At 73.9% G+C, this 16,973-nt stretch carries 14 protein-coding genes; 6 read left to right on the plus strand and 8 right to left on the minus strand.

The window, feature by feature from the left end; translation table 11 throughout:
• Window positions 1-96 precede the first annotated feature (96 nt).
• Window positions 97-504 carry a hypothetical protein gene (locus tag AF1_RS22595; RefSeq protein ID WP_067802811.1) on the plus strand — a complete coding sequence of 136 codons (408 nt, stop codon included), beginning with the start codon at window positions 97-99 and terminating at the stop codon, window positions 502-504.
• Window positions 505-542: 38 nt separating this feature from the next.
• On the opposite strand, the gene AF1_RS22600 is transcribed toward AF1_RS22595, so the two are convergent.
• Complete coding sequence (locus tag AF1_RS22600) at window positions 543-1,307, minus strand: nuclease-related domain-containing protein (RefSeq protein WP_131732944.1); 765 nt, start codon at window positions 1,305-1,307, stop codon at window positions 543-545.
• Between the two features lie 288 nt (window positions 1,308-1,595).
• On the opposite strand from AF1_RS22600, the gene hrpB reads away from it, so the two are divergent.
• Entirely contained in the window at window positions 1,596-4,103 is a 2,508-nt protein-coding gene (hrpB, locus tag AF1_RS22605; protein WP_067802778.1) for an ATP-dependent helicase HrpB, read from the plus strand.
• Here the strand turns inward: hrpB and AF1_RS22610 are convergent.
• Window positions 4,090-4,839, minus strand: coding sequence for a TetR/AcrR family transcriptional regulator (locus tag AF1_RS22610; protein WP_067802780.1), 750 nt, complete (start codon window positions 4,837-4,839; stop codon window positions 4,090-4,092). The genes hrpB and AF1_RS22610 overlap by 14 nt on opposite strands.
• Before the next feature lie 92 nt (window positions 4,840-4,931).
• Here AF1_RS22610 and AF1_RS22615 point away from each other — a divergent pair, with 92 nt between their 5' ends.
• Both AF1_RS22615 and AF1_RS22620 read left to right on the plus strand, forming a co-directional pair.
• Window positions 4,932-5,888 (plus strand): ATP-binding cassette domain-containing protein, encoded by a 957-nt coding sequence (locus AF1_RS22615; RefSeq protein ID WP_242608979.1) that lies wholly within the window; start codon window positions 4,932-4,934, stop codon window positions 5,886-5,888.
• A complete protein-coding gene (locus AF1_RS22620; RefSeq protein WP_067802787.1) occupies window positions 5,885-6,724 on the plus strand; it encodes an ABC transporter permease in 840 nt (279 codons plus the stop codon). Before AF1_RS22615 ends, AF1_RS22620 begins: the two co-directional genes overlap by 4 nt.
• Here AF1_RS22620 and AF1_RS22625 read toward each other — a convergent pair.
• The 3 genes from AF1_RS22625 to AF1_RS22635 are packed head-to-tail and all read right to left on the minus strand — an operon-like array spanning window position 6,721 to window position 8,288.
• Complete coding sequence (locus AF1_RS22625) at window positions 6,721-7,473, minus strand: hypothetical protein (protein WP_084263228.1); 753 nt, start codon at window positions 7,471-7,473, stop codon at window positions 6,721-6,723. The two genes, AF1_RS22620 and AF1_RS22625, sit on opposite strands and share 4 nt — an antisense overlap.
• A gap of 9 nt (window positions 7,474-7,482) precedes the next feature.
• Entirely contained in the window at window positions 7,483-7,692 is a 210-nt protein-coding gene (locus AF1_RS22630; RefSeq protein WP_067802793.1) for a zf-HC2 domain-containing protein, read from the minus strand.
• Window positions 7,689-8,288: a sigma-70 family RNA polymerase sigma factor gene (locus AF1_RS22635; protein WP_084263227.1), complete on the minus strand. Its 600-nt coding sequence runs from the start codon at window positions 8,286-8,288 to the stop codon at window positions 7,689-7,691. The genes AF1_RS22630 and AF1_RS22635 overlap by 4 nt, the downstream gene beginning before the upstream one ends.
• Window positions 8,289-8,642: 354 nt before the next feature.
• Between AF1_RS22635 and AF1_RS22640 the strand changes: the two genes are divergently transcribed.
• Complete coding sequence (locus AF1_RS22640) at window positions 8,643-9,329, plus strand: hypothetical protein (RefSeq protein ID WP_242608978.1); 687 nt, start codon at window positions 8,643-8,645, stop codon at window positions 9,327-9,329.
• A gap of 65 nt (window positions 9,330-9,394) precedes the next feature.
• The gene (locus tag AF1_RS22645) at window positions 9,395-9,841 is read left to right on the plus strand and encodes an SRPBCC family protein (RefSeq protein ID WP_242608977.1); all 447 of its coding nucleotides are present in this window, start codon (window positions 9,395-9,397) and stop codon (window positions 9,839-9,841) included.
• Window positions 9,842-9,951: 110 nt separating this feature from the next.
• Here AF1_RS22645 and AF1_RS22650 read toward each other — a convergent pair whose 3' ends face one another.
• The 3 genes from AF1_RS22650 to AF1_RS22660 all read right to left on the minus strand — a co-directional run bounded on the left by AF1_RS22650 (window position 9,952) and on the right by AF1_RS22660 (window position 16,529).
• Window positions 9,952-12,384, minus strand: a complete 2,433-nt coding sequence (locus tag AF1_RS22650; protein WP_067802802.1) for a GMC oxidoreductase — start codon at window positions 12,382-12,384, stop codon at window positions 9,952-9,954.
• Between the two features lie 3 nt (window positions 12,385-12,387).
• Window positions 12,388-13,488 (minus strand): alpha/beta fold hydrolase, encoded by a 1,101-nt coding sequence (locus AF1_RS22655; RefSeq protein ID WP_242608976.1) that lies wholly within the window; start codon window positions 13,486-13,488, stop codon window positions 12,388-12,390.
• Between the two features lie 122 nt (window positions 13,489-13,610).
• Complete coding sequence (locus AF1_RS22660; RefSeq protein WP_067802806.1) at window positions 13,611-16,529, minus strand: helix-turn-helix transcriptional regulator; 2,919 nt, start codon at window positions 16,527-16,529, stop codon at window positions 13,611-13,613.
• Between the last annotated feature and the right edge of the window lie 444 nt (window positions 16,530-16,973).

Here is a 16,973-nt window from a genome sequence, read left to right on the forward strand (position 1 = left end):
CGGTCCGAGACCCGCGCGGACGGCGGCGCCCGCGCCGGCGCCGCCGTCCGCACGGGCGGCGGGACCCGTCCCGGTACCGCGGCCGGGCCGGGACGGCTGCTGGTCGCCGTCTATGCGATCTTCGCGCTCGCGGCCAGTGCGCGGGCGGGTGTGCAGATCGCCGTCCAGTTCTCCGAGGCGCCGCTCGCCTACGCCCTGTCGGCGTTCGCCGCGGCCGTCTACGTCCTGGCGACGGTCGCGCTGGCCCGCGGCGGCCGGACCTCGCTGCGGGTCGCCGTTGCCGCCTGCTCGACCGAGCTGGCCGGGGTGCTGATCGTGGGCACGCTCAGCGTCGCCGACGCCGCCGCGTTCCCCGACGAGACCGTCTGGTCCATGTACGGGCGCGGCTACGGGTTCGTTCCCCTGGTGCTGCCGGTCGCGGGGCTGCTCTGGTTGCGCCGCACCGCCCGCCGGGTCGGCGGGACCCCCGCGGGCGGTGGGCGCCCTGTGGGCGGCGGTGCGTGAGCCCTCCGGCCACAGGTGTCTGATGATCATGCCGTCGCCTAGGCCGCTGCCGACAGGGAGCGGCCGCCGATCGGGAGGGCGTGCACGGCGGCGCGCGTGATCGCCTCCACCTCGTCGGCCGACAGGTCGGTGGCCGGGTTGCGCAGCATCCAGCGGATCAGCTTCAGCGGCGGCGCGAACACGATGCCGTCCGCGGTGAACGGGGGGCGGGCGAGCCGGCCGCCGTGCACGGCCAGCACGGGCGTCACCTGCACCGGCACCTCCGCGACCGCCGAGATCGCGGCGGCGGCGGCCGCGGTGCGGGCGGTCAGCGCGCCCACCAGCTTGGACTGGGTGCGGCCGTCGATGAACAGCTTGCCGCCGTGCTGGGAGATCTCCATGTCCGGGTGCCACGCCTCGTTGTGGACGAGCCACACCCCGCCCGGCCCGATCACCAGTTCGTCGGCGGAGCCGTGTTCGGGGACCGTCCGTGCGTGCAGCACCCGGTGCCCGCGCCGCTCCAGCGTGTGGCGCAGCAGCCGGTTCATGCGCTCCTCGCCGCGCAACCCGAGCCGCCACACCCGCGACGAGCGGTAAACGCGCCAATGGACGAACACGTCAGCAGCCGCCACCAAAACGGCCATGATGATTCCGAAAACAGCGTTGACGAGCAGCCCGCACAGTATGAGCGTCGCCGCCGCCAGAAATACGCGGGTCCGCAATCTCCCTTTTCGGCCGCGCTGCCAGAGCTCCTCGTAGACCGCCTGCGGCGAACCGCCGGTGAACGCGGGCCTGTCTCTGAGGTAGATGGAGCTGCCGAACATGACGTTCCTCCCAGCACCTGCGATGACGCCCTCATTATGAGGACCTGGTCGGCATTGCCGCTACAGTTCGCAGGGTGACTTAAATCAAACTCCGAAGTCACTTCCCGGTCGTCGGTCATTGCTCACCTGCCCTTTTGCGATGATTGGAGCGGGATGGTGACGGGAAGAATTCGTAACGTCACGAAGATGAATGGATGAAAGGCGCGGTGCAAGTATCACCGCAACAAACAGAGCCTTTTTCATCGCCATTGATTTCAGGGTGCCGGGAAGGCGCGGCAGACTGGGACGATGCACCTCAGCGCCGCCGAGAACCTGCCCGTCCGCCAGGCCGTCCCCGGACTGCGCGCGGCCCTGGACGACGGCGGCGCGGCGGTGCTGGCGGCGCCGCCGGGCACCGGCAAGACCACTCTCGTCCCGCTCGCCCTCGCCGGCCTCGCCCTCGGCGGCCCGCCCGCCGCCGGGAAGGTTCTCGTCCTGGAGCCCCGCCGGCTCGCCGCCCGCGCCGCCGCCCGCCGGATGGCCTGGCTCCTCGGCGAACGCGTCGGCGGGCGGGTCGGCGTCACCGTCCGCGGGGAGAGCCGGCCCGGCGACCGGGTGGACGTCGTCACCACGGGCGTCGTCCTGCAGCGCCTGCAAGCCGACCCCGAACTCGCCGGCGTCGGCACGGTGATCCTGGACGAATGCCACGAACGGCACCTGGACGCCGACACCGCCCTGGCGTTCCTGCTGGACGTCCGCGGCACGCTCCGCCCCGACCTGCGGCTGGTCGCCGCGTCCGCCACCGCCGACACCGGCCCGTGGGCGCGCCTGCTCGGCGGCGCGCCCGTCGTGGAGACCGAGGCCGCGCTGCACCCGGTCGAGACGATCTGGGCGCCGCCGGCCCGTCCCGTCCCGCCGCCGCACGGCATGCGCGTCGACCCGGCGTTCCTCGCGCATGTCGCCGCCACCGTCCGCCGTGCCGTGGCCGAACGCGACGGCGACGTGCTGTGCTTCCTGCCCGGCGCCGGGGAGATCGCCCGCGTCGCCGGGATGCTCGGCGACGTGTCCGCCGACGTCCTGCAGGTCCACGGCCAGGCGCCCCGCGCCGTGCAGGACGCGGTGCTCGCGCCCGCGTCCCGCCGCCGGGTCGTGCTGGCCACCTCGGTCGCCGAGTCGAGCCTCACCGTCCCGGGCGTCCGGGCGGTCGTGGACTGCGGCCTCGCCCGTGAGCCCCGCACCGACCACGCCCGCGGGCTCGGGTCGCTCACCACCGTCCGCGCGTCCCGCGCCACCGCCGAGCAGCGGGCGGGACGCGCCGGGCGCGAGGCCCCCGGCACCGTCTACCGCTGCTGGACGCGGGCCGAGCACGACCGGCTCCCGGCCCGCCCGCGCCCGGAGATCGAACTGGCCGATCTCACCGGCTTCGCCCTCCAGGCGGCCTGCTGGGGCGACCCCGACGCCACCGGCCTGGCCCTGCCCGACCCGCCGCCGCCCGCCGCGATGGACGCCGCCCGCACCACCCTGCGCGCCCTCGGCGCCGTCGAGGACGGCCGGGTGACCGGCCGCGGCCGGCGCCTGGCCCGCGTCGGCCTGCACCCCCGGCTCGCCCGCGCGCTGGTCGACGGTGCCGCCGAGGTCGGCGCGCGCGACGCGGCCCAGATCGTCGCCCTGCTGTCGGAGCCCCCGCCCCGCTCCGCCGGCGACGACCTGACCGCCGTCTGGCGCACCCTTCGCCGCCGGAACCGGCCCGCCGACGCGCACGCGGCCCGCTGGCACGACGAGGCGGCCCGGCTCCGCGCCGCCCTCTCCCCGGCCGGCCTCCCCCCGGCCGAGGCCCCAGGTGGCCGGACGGACGATCACGTGGCGGGGACCGTGGTGGCGCTGGCGTTTCCGGAGCGGGTGGCGCGGGTGCGGCGGGGGAGCGGGTATCTGATGGCGTCCGGGACGGGGGCCGTGCTCGCGGAGGGGTCGGCGCTGGCCGGGGCGCGGCCCGAATGGCTCGTGATCGCCGAGGCCGACCGCCCGGCCGGGTCGGCGTCGGCGCGGGTGCGGCGGGCCGTGGTGATCGACGAGGAGGTGGCGCGGTCCGCGGCGGCGCCGCTGCTGGAGACGGCCGAGGAGGTCGCCTGGCGGGACGGGGACGTGGCCGCCCGCCGTGTCGAGCGGCTCGGCGCGATCGAGCTGGACGCCCGGCCGCTGCGCGATCCCGACCCCGAACTGGTCCGGGCCGCCCTGCTGGAGGGCGTCCGCCTTGAGGGGCTCGGGCTGTTCACCTGGCCGCCGGCCGCCGTCGCGCTGCGGGAACGGCTGGGATTCCTGCACCGTGAACTGGGCGGGCCGTGGCCCGCCGTCGACGACGCGGCACTGCTGGAGCGGGTTCCCGGGTGGCTGGCGGGGGCGCGGCGCCGGGCCGACCTCGCGCGCGTCGACGTCGCGGGGATGCTGCGCGGCCTCCTGCCCTGGGACCAGGCCAAGCGGCTGGACGAGTACGCGCCCGAACGCGTCGAGGTCCCCTCCGGGTCGCGGATCCGGGTGGACTACTCGGGTGAGCGGCCCGTCCTCGCGGTGAAGCTGCAGGAGCTGTTCGGCTGGGACGCCGCGCCCGCGCTCGCGGGCGGCCGGGTCCCGCTGGTGGTGCACCTGCTGTCCCCGGCGGGACGACCCGCCGCCGTCACCGCCGACCTGGCCTCGTTCTGGCGCGACGGCTACCGGGCGGTCCGGGCCGAGCTGCGCGGACGCTACCCGAAACACCCCTGGCCGCAGGACCCCGCGAGCGCCGTCCCGACGAAACGGACCGGGCGCGCTAGCGGGAGCTGACCAGGACCTCGATGCCGTCCAGCACCCGGGCGAGCCCGAACTCGAACGCCCGCCGGGGCGCGACGGCCGCGTTGTACTCCTGCCCGGCGGCGGTCCCGACCCGGGTCCCGAGCGGGTAGTCGGCCTCGTCGACGAGCGTGTCCAGCACGGGCGCGACCGACTCCCACCACTGCTCGTCGCTCATGCCGCTGCGGCGCTCGGCCTCGGCGGCGTTGACCGAGACGCGGGCGGCGCTCTCGGCGAAGCCGGTGACGAGCGCGACGACCGAGTCCATCTCCAGGTCGGTGAGGCCGAGACCGTCCACGGCGCGCAGTTCGTACTCGTACTTGGCGAGCAGGTTCGGGCCCATCGGCGGGCGCACCGTCGTGATCTGCAGCATCCACGGATGCCGGTGGAACAGCGCCCAGCCGCCGCGTGCGATGTGCTCCAGCCGGGCCCGCCATGTCTCGCCCTCGGGCGGGGTGAGCTCGCCGAACGCGCGGTCGACCATGACGTCGATCAGTTCGGCCTTGCCGGGGACGTAGGTGTAGATCGACATGGGGGAGACGCCCAGTTCGTCGGCGATGCGGCGCATGGACACCGCGTCCAGGCCCTCGGCGTCGGCCAGCCCGATCGCGGCCCGGACGATCTCCTCGGCGGTCAGCCGCGGCTTCGGCCCGCGCTTCGGCTTCTCCCGCACCCCCCACAGCAGCTCCAGGCTGCGTTTGGGGTCCCCGCTCCCGCTGTACTCGGTCACCGTCCGATCCTCCCAGGATGAAACTCTGTACGTCGTACGTTATATTGGTCGCGATGGTAAATCCGTACTGTGTACATAGTTTGGGAGGGCGTGTGGCGGAACCACGGTTCGCGGTCGTCGCCGAGGGGCTGCGCAAGAGGTACGGCGACACCGAGGCGCTCGCCGGGCTGGACCTGCGCGTGCCCGCCGGCACCGTGCACGGGCTGCTCGGCCCGAACGGCGCCGGCAAGACCACCGCCGTCCGCATCCTGACGACGCTGGCCAGGCCGGACGGCGGGACCGCGCGGGTCGCCGGGCACGATGTCGTGCGCGAGGCGCGTGCGGTGCGCGGCAGGATCGGGCTCGTCGGGCAGCACGCGGCGGTCGACGAGATCCTCGGCGGCCGGCAGAACCTCGTCATGTTCGGCCGCCTCTACCACCTCGGCGCCGCGCGGGCGCGGCGGCGGGCGGACGAGCTGCTGGAGCGCTTCCGGCTGGCCGACGCCGCCGGCAAGGCGGTGGGGGAGTACTCCGGCGGCATGCGGCGGCGCCTCGACCTGGCCGCGTCCATGATCCTCGCGCCGCCGGTGCTGTTCCTGGACGAGCCGACCACCGGCCTCGACCCGCGCGCCCGCAACGAGGTCTGGGACGCGATCCGCGCGCTGGTGGACGGCGGCACGACCGTCCTGCTGACCACCCAGTATCTGGAGGAGGCCGACCGGCTCGCGGCCGGCATCTCGGTGATCGACCGCGGCCGCGTCATCGCCGAGGGCACCCCCGACCAGCTGAAGAAGCGCCTCGGCGGGGACCGCATCGAGGTCGCCCTGGACGATCCCGGCTCCCTCACCGCCGCCGCCGAGATCGTCGGCCGGGTCGCGTCCGGCGGGGTCGACGTGGACGCCGAGGCCCTGCGGATCGGGGCGCCGGTGTCCGGACGGGCCGCCGCGCTGACCGAGGCCGTCCGGGCCCTGGACGACGCGGGCGTCAAGGTCGCCGACATCGGCCTGCGCCGCCCCACGCTGGACGAGGTGTTCCTGCACCTCACCGACAAGGAGGAGGTGTCTTCATGAGCGGAGCGAACCAGGGGGCGGCCGCCTCCCCGCAGGCGGCGGGAAGCCTCCAGACGCTGCGGTGGGCCGTCGCGGACGGGTGGACGCTGACCGGCCGCGCCCTCGCGCACTGGGCGCGCCAGCCCGGCCAGATCGCCATGGGACTGCTGTTCCCGGTGATGGTCGTGCTGATGATGGGCTACCTGTTCGGCGGCCAGATGGACGTGCCCGGCGGCGGCAGCTACCGGGCGTTCATCGTGCCCGGCATGTTCGCGCTGACGATGGCGTTCGGCATGGAGGAGACGTTCGTGCGCGTCGCGGGCGACGCGGCGAAGGGCGTGACCGACCGGTTCCGCACGATGCCGATGTCCCCCTCGGCCGTGGTGACCGGACGGGCCGCCGCCGACATGGTCTACTCGGTCGCCGGGCTGGCCGTGATGGCGGGCTGCGGCGTGCTGATCGGCTGGCGCGTCCACGACGGCGCCGCGAAGGCGCTCGCCGGGTTCGGGCTCCTGCTGCTCCTGCGGTTCTCGCTCATCTGGATGGGCGTCTACCTGGGCCTGGTCGCCAAGGGGCCGGAGTCGGTCGTGGCCGTGCAGATCCTGGTGTGGCCGGTCGGGTTCATGTCCAGCGCGCTGGTCGCGCCGAGCACCATGCCCGGCTGGCTGGGCGCGGTCGCCGAGTGGAACCCGATGTCGGCGACGGTGACGGCGTGCCGCGAACTGTTCGGCGACCCGGTGGCCGGCGGCTCGTGGGCGGCGCAGCACAGCGTGCTGATGGCGGTCGTGTGGCCGCTGGTCATCGCGGCGGTGTTCGCCCCGCTGTCGGTCCGCCGCTACCGCGCCCTCGGCCGCTAGGGCAGGAGCGCGGCGCGGTGGCGGGCCAGCGCCAGCGCCGGATAGCACGCCTCGGGCAGAGGCTCCGCGCCGGTTCCCGTGCGGGGGGAGGACCCCCCGCGTCCCCCCGGGACCGCACTGGCGAAGGCGGTGCGGAGCCTCGCGCCCGCGGCGGCGGCGTCGCAGGGCTGGACCACGCACAGCTCGGCCCGCATCGCCTGCCGCGCCGCCCCCATCAGCGCCGGGACGTCCCCGACGATCACGATCTCGGCGGGGGCGTCCGCATGGGCCAGCCGGACGGCGAGGGCGTGCATCCCGGCGATGCCGGCACCCTCGTAGCGGAACTCGCAGACCAGGCGGTCGCCGTCCAGCGGCCCCTCCTGGATCAGCCACACCGCGCCGGGGACGACCCGCCCGAGCGACCCCTCCCAGGGCGCCGGCGGGGTGCCGCCCAGCCCGTCCGCCGCGCGGCCCGCGGCCCGGCGTCCCTCCACCGGGCCGATCGCGGCGATCGCCCGCAGGAACGCCCGCGCCCCCGGGGTCGCCGCCGCCCGCAGGCAGCCGATCAGGTCACCGAGCGCGGCCCGCCGGGCCTGCGCGTGCGGGGCCGCGGCCTCCAACGCGCCGAGCTGCGCGGACGCCCACACCTCCGCCTGCAGCGGGCCCGGCAGCGCCGGCAACGCGTCCGCCTCCCGGACGAAGGCCGCGTACACCTCGCGAAGCCCCGGCAGCATCAGCTCGGGGCCGGTGGAAGATCGGCTCGCACTCACCACGTCAGCCTATGAGACGCGGGTCTCCGGTCGTGCCTGCCATCCGTCGGTGATCGGCTCGACGCCGTCCAGCATCCGGGCGACCTCCCGCAGCGCGCCCAGCTCCTCGTGGCAGGCCGGGCACGCGGCCAGATGCGCCTCGAACGCGCGGCGGTCGGGCTCCTCCAGCAGGCCGAGGGCGTGGGCGCCGACGTCGATGTGCAGCGTGTCCGCGCTCATGGCGTCACGCCTCTCTCCTCCAGGGCGATGCGCAGTGACTTGAGGGCGTAGTAGACCCGGGACTTCACCGTGCCCACGGGAATGCCGAGACGTTCGGCCGCCTCGTTGACCGAGCGGTCCCGAAAGAAGGTCTCGTTGAGGACCTCGCGGTGGGCGGGCGACAGCGCGAGGAGGGCCTCGGACACCACGACGGAGCGCAGCAGATCCTCTAACCCGTCGGGGACGTGCATGTTCTCCAGCGGGCCTTCGCCCGCCTCCTGCGGCCGTGCGTTCTTGCGGCGCTGGTCGTCGATGACGATCCGGCGGGCGACCGTCGCCAGCCACGGCAGCAGCGAGGCCGCGTTCTCGTCCAGCTGGTGCGCGCTGCGCCACGCGCGGATCATGGTCTCCTGCACCACGTCCTCGGCCCAGTGCCGGTCACCGCCGGTCAGCCGCAGGACGAACGACAGCAGCGGGCGGCCGTAGACGCGGTACAGCTCGGTCACGATCACCTGGTCGTCCACGTCGCCGGCGGGCCGCGGACCGTGGAACCAGCTCCACGGTCCGGGCAGGCTTTCGCGGGTGGCCGGCGGGGCGGCCGGTGCTCTGTGGGCCATCGGGGTCTCCGGGCGGGGTGCGGGGACAGGACAGCGCGGGTGACCGTGAGCCGGATGCCACATTGGGAGCGATGTGAGCAGGGCGTCACGTTGGAAGGTAGTACGTGCTCCGGTGACGCCCGGTTCAACTGGGACCGGTCCGAGACGGATTTTCCAGAAGATCCCTAACTAGTTCGCCACCTTTCTCTTACCTCCGGTGCGGGCGATCGCTGCGCGGCGTCCAAAGGTGCGTACGGTCAGCGACGAGATTCCGGCGCGGACGTCTTCCACGGGGCAACGCTCACTCCACGCTTTGGAGCGAATGCGGGCATCGGGCCCATTTGCCCAAGAGGACCGAGGGGCGGGATCGGCACAGTGAGAGGGAACGGGGAAGCACAGCTCAGCTACCGCCTGCTGCTGGCGGTGGACATCCAGGGGTACAGCAGGCGCGACACGCGCGAGCAGTTGCTCGCGCAGCGGCAGCTGTCGGACGCGCTCGACCACGCCGCGCGCGGCGTCGGCCTCGACCGCGCAGCCTGGGACAAGCAGGTCGGCGGGGACGGCGAGCTCGCCACGCTGCCGGAGGGGGTCGACCCCGCGCCGGTGGCCGGGGACTTCGTGATCCTCCTCGACGAGGCACTGGGCGAGGTCAACCAGGACGCCGGCCGGTTCCGGCTGCGGGTGCGGCTCGCGCTGCACCACGGCACGCTGACCGCCGGGCCGTTCGGGCCCGCCGGCGACGCGCCCATCGTCGTCCAGCGGCTGCTGGACGCGACGCCGCTGCGCCGCCTGCTGTCCGGCGACGCCGGCCGCGACCTGGCCTACGTGGTATCGGACTCGCTGTTCGACGACGTCGTCCGGACCGGGTTCTGCGCGCTGCCGCCGCGCGACTTCCAGGCCGTCAAGGTCGTCGCGAAGGGCACCGCGTTCCGCGGCCACATCCACACCGGCCGCGCGGCCCGCCGCCAGGCCGACGCCGACGGCGCGCGGGGCGGACCGGCATCCCGGTCCGCCCCGCGGCACGCACGCGTCCTGACGCTCCCCGCCCTGGCCGTTCGTTGATCAGCCGCGAGGCCGGTCATCGGGTTCGTTTGTGCCGGTGGTGCGCGAGTGGTTACGGTTTGACGGTGATCCAGGCCACAGCCACCACCAGCGCCGCGCCCGAAGAGGTGTTCCGGCACCTGGCCGTCCCCGAGGCGTGGGGCGCCTGGGGCAGGTTCCCCGCGCCCGCCAAGCAGGTGCGCAACGGCGACACCACCACCTACGGCGTCGGGACGGTCAAGAAGATCTGGCCCGTCAGCGAGCAGACCGTCGCCTACGAGCCGTACACGCACTTCGGCTATGTCGCCCTGTCGGGGCTGCCCGTGCGCCGCTACCGCTCGGACGTCCACCTGGAGGCCAGCGGCTCCGGCACCTCCATCCGCTGGGAGGCGGTGTTCGAGCCGCTCGTCCCCGGCACCCGCCCGGTCGCCCGGTTCATGCTGCGGGCGCTGCTGTCGATGTTCACCCGGTGGCTGCCCGCGCACCTGGAGCACTGTCCCGCCGGCTGCCCCGCGCGCCGGGCCGACCTCTGAACGGGCCGGGGCCGCACCACCCCCGGTGCGGCCCCCGGTGAAAAGGTGCAGGCCGAGAGCACCCCGCAGTTCTCTCGGCCTGCACGATCGTGACCCCCGTGCGGAACCCGTCAGGCGGGATCGGGTCCGTACACCTCCCACAGCTCCCCGGCGAAGAACCTCCCGAAGTCGAGGAGCTTGCCCGCCCCGTCCGGGCCCATCGCCCGGAGCGTGGTGAGCTGCCGCGCGAAGTCCGACAGCTGGATGTGCAGCACGCCCGCCGCGACGACCCGCGCGCCGTCCTCCTCGTCCGCGCCGACATGGCCGTCCAGCAGCCGCACGTACAGCGTGGACGTGTCCGGCCAGATGCGTGTCGGCGGCCCGTGCAGGACGTTCTTGTGCCCGCTCAGCGTCCGCCGCCGGCCTTCGCCGTCGGTGTAGAGCAGCCGGTACCTCATCAGCCGCCGGTCCTGGGCGCCGCCGGCGACGAACAGGTTGAACGTGCCCCGCTCGACCGGGCAGCGGCCCCCGTTCCCGGCGGCGTCCACCCACCCCTCGGCCTTCGCCTCGTGATCGGGATCGGCCAGGAACCGGTCGGCGTCCTCCGCGGTGATCGTCAGGCGGAACGACAGGTGCCGGCGCCCCTCCGCCAGCCCGCCGGCCCGCGGGTCGATCTCCCCGTAGGTGACGAACCCCTTCATCTCCTCGGTGAACGACAGCGACGTACGGCCCGCGGCCGCGGTGGACGGTCCCCGTGTCGCACCGCGGCCCCCCGAGTCCGGGCCGTACGCCGAGCCGTTCCCCGCCCCGCCCAGCGAGCCGGCGCCCCCGGCCGGCTCGGCCCCCGTGGCGGACGGGACGGTGCCGGAGGGGGCCGCACCGCGTGGTGCGGGCACGTCCTCCAGCAGCCGCGCGGCCATACGATCGGCGTGCGCGGCGATGGTGAGCGCGGGGTTCGGGCCCACCGGTCCCGGCATCGCCGCCCCGTCGGCGATGTAGAGGCCCGGGAACCCGAACACCTCGCCGAAGGCGTCGCAGACGCCTTCGCCCGGGTGGCCGCCCATGGGGGCGCCGCCCAGCGGATGAACGGTGATGATGCGCTTGCGGAACCACATCGGGTTGTCGGCGTAGTCGGCGCCGAGCACGTCCGCGATACCCCGCATCGTCTTGCGGAGGCGGCGGAACAGCGCCTCGCTGCTCTCGGCCGTCCAGTCGGCGGCGAGCCGGCCGCCCCGCAGATGCAGCCGCCCGTCGGCGGTGTCGCGGCCCATGCCGAGCAGCGGCAGCGAGCTGACCGTGAGGGCGCCGTCGCCGATCAGGTCGGAGATCTCCTTGGACATGTTCGTGTCGGGCGCGTCCTTGAAGAACTCGGTGAACCGGTTCCACAGGAACTTCACGGCGCGTTCGAAGTCGTTGCGGAGGTCGAGGCTGTCGACGATCCAGTCGGTGAACCCCGGGTAGCCGCCGTCCTCGATGTAGGCGCCGCGGCCCGCGCCGGGCACGCCGTCCAGCTCGTCCGGCAGCCGGATCGCCGTGGTGATCACCGGGCCGCGGCTGGCGTTCAGCGGGCGGACCCGGTTGCGGTCCTTGGCGCGCAGCAGGAACGTCAGCAGGTCGCCGTTGCCGCTGAACCGGGTGCCGAGCGCCTTGCTCAGCCCCGGGAACGCCTCCCGCGACTTCAGCAGCAGGTACGTCGTGCCGTAGGCGCCGGCGCCGAGGATCAGCCGGTCGCAGGAGATCGTCCGGACGGGCAGGCGCCGCTTCTTCGCGGTCAGGTCGGCGTGGTGGACGTAGTCGACCTCGTACCCGCCGCCCGGCCGCGGCCGGATCGCCTTCACCTCGCGGCACGTGCGGATGTCGGCGCCGTGGTGCGCCGCCGCCGACAGGTAGGTGTGGTCGAGGCTGTTCTTGGCACCGTCATTGCAGCCGATGTCGCACTCGCCGCACAGCCTGCACGTCCGCCGCCCGGCGCCGTGGATGTTGCCGTAGCCGGCGTCCGCGATCGGCAGGCCCAGGCCCGGGGCGCCGCCCGGCCGCGAGGCGAAGCTGACCGCGAGCGGCGGCAGCGAGATCTGCAGCCCCAGCTCGGCCGCCGCGTCCTGCATCGCGTGCGTCTTCGGCGTGTCGTCGAAGGGGGCCTGCTCCAGCGGGTACGGCGTCGCGCCCAGCATCTTCTCGACCGCGTCGTAGTGCGGGTCGAGGTCGGCACGCGAGATCGGCCAGGGGGTGTGGCCGCCGTCCGGGCGCTCGTCGACGAACCAGCGCTCGTCCTTGCGCAGCAGCACGTTGGCGTAGATCAACGATCCGCCGCCGAGCCCGGACGACACCACCGAGTCGCAGCCCTGGAAGCCCCAGACGTCGAACATCCCGTACAGGCCCTCGGCCGGGTCCCAGAACGCCCGTCCCATCTGGGCCGGCGACCGGGGGAAGGTGCCCGGCGGGTAGGGCTGCCCGCGCTCCAGCAGGACGACCTGCTCACCGGCCTCCGCCAGCCGGAACGCGGCGACGGACCCGCCGAACCCGGACCCGACGACCACGGCGCCGACATGCTCTGCTCCGGCCATCGCTCAGCCCGCCTTCCGCTTCAGGAAGTCGACGACCTGGGGGAACACCTCGGTGTCGGCGCGCAGCCCGATGAACGGGTCCTGGTGGCCGTAGCCGGGCAGGATCGCCAGCTCGTGCAGGCCGGGCGTGGCCTTTTCGAGCAACCGGTGGCAGACGATGTTGGAGTCGGTGAACACGTGGTTGCGGTCTCCGGTGAGGAACAGGATCGGTGTCGTGACCGTTTCGGCGCGCGACAGGTAGTCGTCCGGCAGGGCGGCGTAGCGGGGGTCGCGCGGGTCGTACTTCACCGCGCGGCCGGAGCACACCATCTTGCGGATGTGCCGGTAGTAGTTGACGTTGCAGGCCCCGAACAGGTCGGGCAGCCGGCCGTGCGTGACCGGCGAGATGTTCGCGTGCGTGAAGATCGGTTTCCCGCCGCCCCACATGAAGCTGAGCATGTGGCAGGCGGGCTCCTCGCAGTCGCGGTGGAACGGCGCGACCGCCTTGGCGAGCATCCAGCCGCGCGTCATGATTGGAGCGGTCCCGTACCGGGGGTCCAGATGGTACGGCCCGAGCAGGTACTCCATCAGCGGCGGCCCGTACCCGAGCTTGATCTTCGACCAGCGCGGGGTGCGCGGGGTCAGCGCGACACTGTTGCAGGTCAGGCTGGTGATACCGGTGACGGTGCCGGCGAACAGCGCCATCGCGAACGAGACCGCCCCCAGGCAGTGCGTGATCACGTGCACCCGCCGGTCCCCGATGTGGCGCCGCAGCTCGGCGAGTGCCGCCGGGTGGTCGTGGAGCGCCACGGCGTCGAGGTTGTGGCGCTGCGTCTCGGAGTTGTAGGGGAAGCGGCTGCTGATCCGGAAGTCGACCGTCCACACGTCGCCGAACCCGGCGTCGTGCAGGAAGTTCACCATGTTGGTGTGCTCCGGCATGATGAACATGTCGCTGGACGTCGTCAGGCCGTGCACCAGCAGGACCACGTCGTCGCAGTCCGCGCGGCGGAACCGGGTGAGGTACAGGCCCAGCCCGTCGTCGGTGGCGAAGGGATGCACGGACGCCTCGGCGTCCGTGACGCCCGCGAGCGTGAAGCGCGCGATCCGCTGCTGTTCCATGGTCATCCCCTCCGCTTCCTGCCGCTCCAACCCTGCCAAACGCGGATATCGGCGCGGCATCGTGGAGAACCCGTACTTACGTGCGTCACCGGGCCCACGGAACGTACGGGACCTACGCGAATTAAGAGTCAGATCTCCATGGAACGGTTCATTGCGGTTGCGACACCGACCCGCGAGGAGACGCCGATCTTGGCGAAGACGCGGGACAGATGGGTCTCGACCGTCCGGACGCTGAGGTACAGCCGCTCGGCGATCTGCTGGTTGCCGAGCCCCTCCGCGACGAGCAGCGCGATCTCGTGCTCGCGCGGCGACAGCCCGAACGGCAGGTTCTTCCTGCCGCCCCTGGAACCCTTGGCGGGCGGCCCGGTGGCCGGCACCCGGACGCCGATCTTGCGCTGCTCGCGCAGGGTCTGGGCGTGCAGGCCCCTCATCCCGCACGATTCGAAGATCTCCGCCGCCGCGCGCAGCCGCTCCCGCGCCTGGGAACGGTCGCCGGCGGCGGCGTGCGCGAGCCCGGCGGCCAGCTCGGCCCGTCCCTGCTCGGGCCGCCGCCCCACCTTGGCGAGCAGCCCGGCCGCCTCGGCGGCCACCACGGCGGACCCGGCCGGGTCGGCGGCCCGCATCGCGTGCGCGCGGGCCAGCCGGGCCACCCCCACATCGCCGGTGAGCGCCGGATTGGCGATCGCCTCGGCGATGTCGGCCCAGTTCGCGGCGTCGGCGGGGTTCTCCTGCGCGGCGCGGACGCACGCGAGCGCCTCCGCGCAGATCACCAGCGTGCTGAAGTCCAGGCCCAGGGTGCCGTCGCCGCAGGTGGCGATCAGCGCGGTGGCGCCCTCCTCCAGCCGGCCCTCGTTGATCATCGCGAGGGCGCGGGCGACATGGGCCATGTGCGTCCACCACTCGCCCGAGCCGGTGTCGTTGGCGACGGCCTCGTCCCCGGCCCGCACCGCCCGCTCGTGATCGCCCCGCCAGGACGCGGTCAGGCACTGCTGGATCAGCCCGTAGGCGAGGACCTCCTGCGAGCGCAGGTCACGGCCGACCGCGGTGGCCTCGTCGGCGACCGCGGTGGCCTCCTCCAGCCGCCCGAGCTGGGCCAGCACGCGGGACCGCCCGGTCAGCATGTAGCCGAGGATGAACGTCTGCCCGGTCGTCCGGGAGATCGACACCAGCCGCTCCGCGTGCCGCAGCGCCTCGTCGTACATGCCGAGGAACGACTCGGCGAACACCAGCCAGGCGAAGCAGTCCAGGCAGTCGGCGAAGTCGTTGTCGGACGCGGCGGAGAACAGCTGGTCGGCGGTCCGCGCGTAGCCGATCGCCTCCTCCACCTCGCCGCGCCCGTAGGACACCATCGTCCGCATCGACGTGACGGCAGCCGTCAGCCCAGGACCCCAGCCGGGGGCGCTCTCGGGGAGACTGTCCAGGACGGCCTGGGCCCCGCGGGTGTCGATCTTCTGGATCCGGTCGGCGACGAGCCGGATGCGCAGCAGCACGGCCTCGGGGGTCTGCCGGTCGGTGATGCGGCGCAGCTCGTCCAGCACCAGCGCCCGCGCCTCGTGGATGCGGCCGAGCTGCCGCTCCATCACCGCGCACATGTGCACCGTCCGCGCACGCCGGACGGTGTCGTCCAGGGGCAGCAGCCCGAGCAGGGTCCGCGCGGTCTCGCGGCCCTCCTCCGCGTGGCCGCTGACGGCCTGCATGTGGGTCAGCTCGACCAGCAGCTCGGCCCGGTCGGGGTAGGTCCCGTCCGCGTTGTCGGGCATCAGATCCAGCGCGGCCCGCAGCCAGTACGCGGCGGTGCCGGGCGCCTGGAGCGCGACGACGCGGGCGGCCTCCACCAGCGTCCGGATCGCCTCGGTGTCCCCGAACCGCGCCGACCGCACCACATGGTGGGCGCGCACGGCCGCCGGCGCGCCCAGCTCGGCCAGCCGCGAGGAGACCCGCGAATGCGCCGCGATCCGCCACCCCGCCGCCGTCGAGGCGTACGCGACGTGCCGGACCAGCGGATGCCGGAACCGGAACCGGCCGCCGGTGGTGGGACGCACCACGTCGTGCCCGGTCAGCACGTCCAGCGCGGTGAGCGCGGCGTTCTGCTCCATCTCCGCGGCCACCGCCGCGAGCGCGGGCTCGAACACGTCCGCGGCGACGGCGGCGCCGCGGGCCATCTGCAGCGCCTGCGGCGGCAGCGCGCTCAGCTCCACCTGCAGCGCCGCCCGCACCGCCGGCGGCATCTCGGTCAGGGGCGCGACGCCCTTCTCCCAGTGCCGGTCCAGGGCGGTGCCGGCCGCGGGCGCGCCGTCCGCCATCTTGGCCAGCGCCTCAAGGTAGAACGGGTTCCCGCCGCTGGCCTTGAACAGCGCCTGGCACCGCGAACGGCTGACGTCCGGGCCGAGGAACTCCCTGACCTCGCTCTGGGTGAACGGCTCCACCGTGACCCGCACGCCCTGCGGCCCGGCCGCGTCCACCAGCGCCGCCAGCCGCGGCGACGCCTGCGCCGGCCGGTAGGCGACCGCCACCAGCACCCGCGCGCGCGGCGGATGCCGCACCAGATGGTCCAGCAGCTCGATCGTCGCGTCGTCGGCCCAGTGCAGGTCGTCCAGGATCAGCACCAGCCCGGACGGCTCGGCCAGCTCCTCCAGCAGATGCCGGACGGTGCGGTGCAGCTGATACCGCGCCACCTGCGATTCGGGAGAGGCGGCCGGCGGCTCGCCGGTCAGGTCGGCAAGAGCGGGGAACACCGTCCCCAGCAGCCGCAGCGCGGCCGGTGGCAGGCTCAAGGTGTGCTCTTCGAGCCGGTCGTCCAGGGCATCGACGACGGCGCCGAACGGCATCTCCTGCTCGAACTCGGCCGCCCGCCCGGCCACGAACGGCAGCTTCCGCGCCATCGCCCCGTCGGCCAGCTCGTTCAGCAGCCGTGTCTTGCCGGCCCCGGGCTCGCCGACCATCGCGAGAAAGCCGTAGCCGTCCTCGGCGGCGTCGAGGACGCGGCCGATCTCCTGGAGCGCCTCCCGCCGTCCGACCAGCGGGGGATTACCGGAACCGCCCATCATGCCTCTTCGAGCAGGAGGAGCGCCGTCCTCGGCCGGCCGGTGCATCGCTTCCCCGTCCCCGCCGCCGGACGCCGCCGGACCTCGATGACCACGGTTCGCCGGTGCGCGCCGCATCGTGAGAGGCGGGTGCGCACAGGGCGTTCACGCGTGCGGGGAGTCACGTCCACACCCCAACAGCGCCAGGAGGGTCGATACGCCGTGATCATGCTTCTCGTCGTGGTCCCTGAGAATTGACGGGATTTACCTTATCGGCGACAACGTCAATGAGCCGGGCCAACACGCCCCAGCTCATGCGTGATCTCTACGAAACGGCCTCCTCCGTGACCGTATGTACATAGCTATCAACCGTTGTCGGGCGCCCCCTGTCAACATCGGGAGGGTAACCGTTCCGTAGCCGTGACATCCGCGGGGGCAAGCGGGCGGGCGGGCGGGCGAGGGGGCGGG

The organism is Actinomadura formosensis NBRC 14204 (assembly GCF_001552155.1).
Lineage (GTDB): Bacteria > Actinomycetota > Actinomycetes > Streptosporangiales > Streptosporangiaceae > Spirillospora > Spirillospora formosensis.

What these genes read in the sequence shown, in the direction of transcription:
- AF1_RS22600 (WP_131732944.1), bottom strand. Translation starts at nt 1,307, where the DNA reads ATGTTCGGCAGCTCCATCTACCTCAGAGACAGGCCCGCGTTCACCGGC.
- hrpB (WP_067802778.1), top strand. Translation starts at nt 1,596, where the DNA reads ATGCACCTCAGCGCCGCCGAGAACCTGCCCGTCCGCCAGGCCGTCCCC.
- AF1_RS22620 (WP_067802787.1), top strand. Translation starts at nt 5,885, where the DNA reads ATGAGCGGAGCGAACCAGGGGGCGGCCGCCTCCCCGCAGGCGGCGGGA.
- AF1_RS22630 (WP_067802793.1), bottom strand. Translation starts at nt 7,692, where the DNA reads ATGAGCGCGGACACGCTGCACATCGACGTCGGCGCCCACGCCCTCGGC.
- AF1_RS22635 (WP_084263227.1), bottom strand. Translation starts at nt 8,288, where the DNA reads ATGGCCCACAGAGCACCGGCCGCCCCGCCGGCCACCCGCGAAAGCCTG.
- AF1_RS22650 (WP_067802802.1), bottom strand. Translation starts at nt 12,384, where the DNA reads ATGGCCGGAGCAGAGCATGTCGGCGCCGTGGTCGTCGGGTCCGGGTTC.
- AF1_RS22655 (WP_242608976.1), bottom strand. Translation starts at nt 13,488, where the DNA reads ATGACCATGGAACAGCAGCGGATCGCGCGCTTCACGCTCGCGGGCGTC.
- AF1_RS22660 (WP_067802806.1), bottom strand. Translation starts at nt 16,529, where the DNA reads ATGATGGGCGGTTCCGGTAATCCCCCGCTGGTCGGACGGCGGGAGGCG.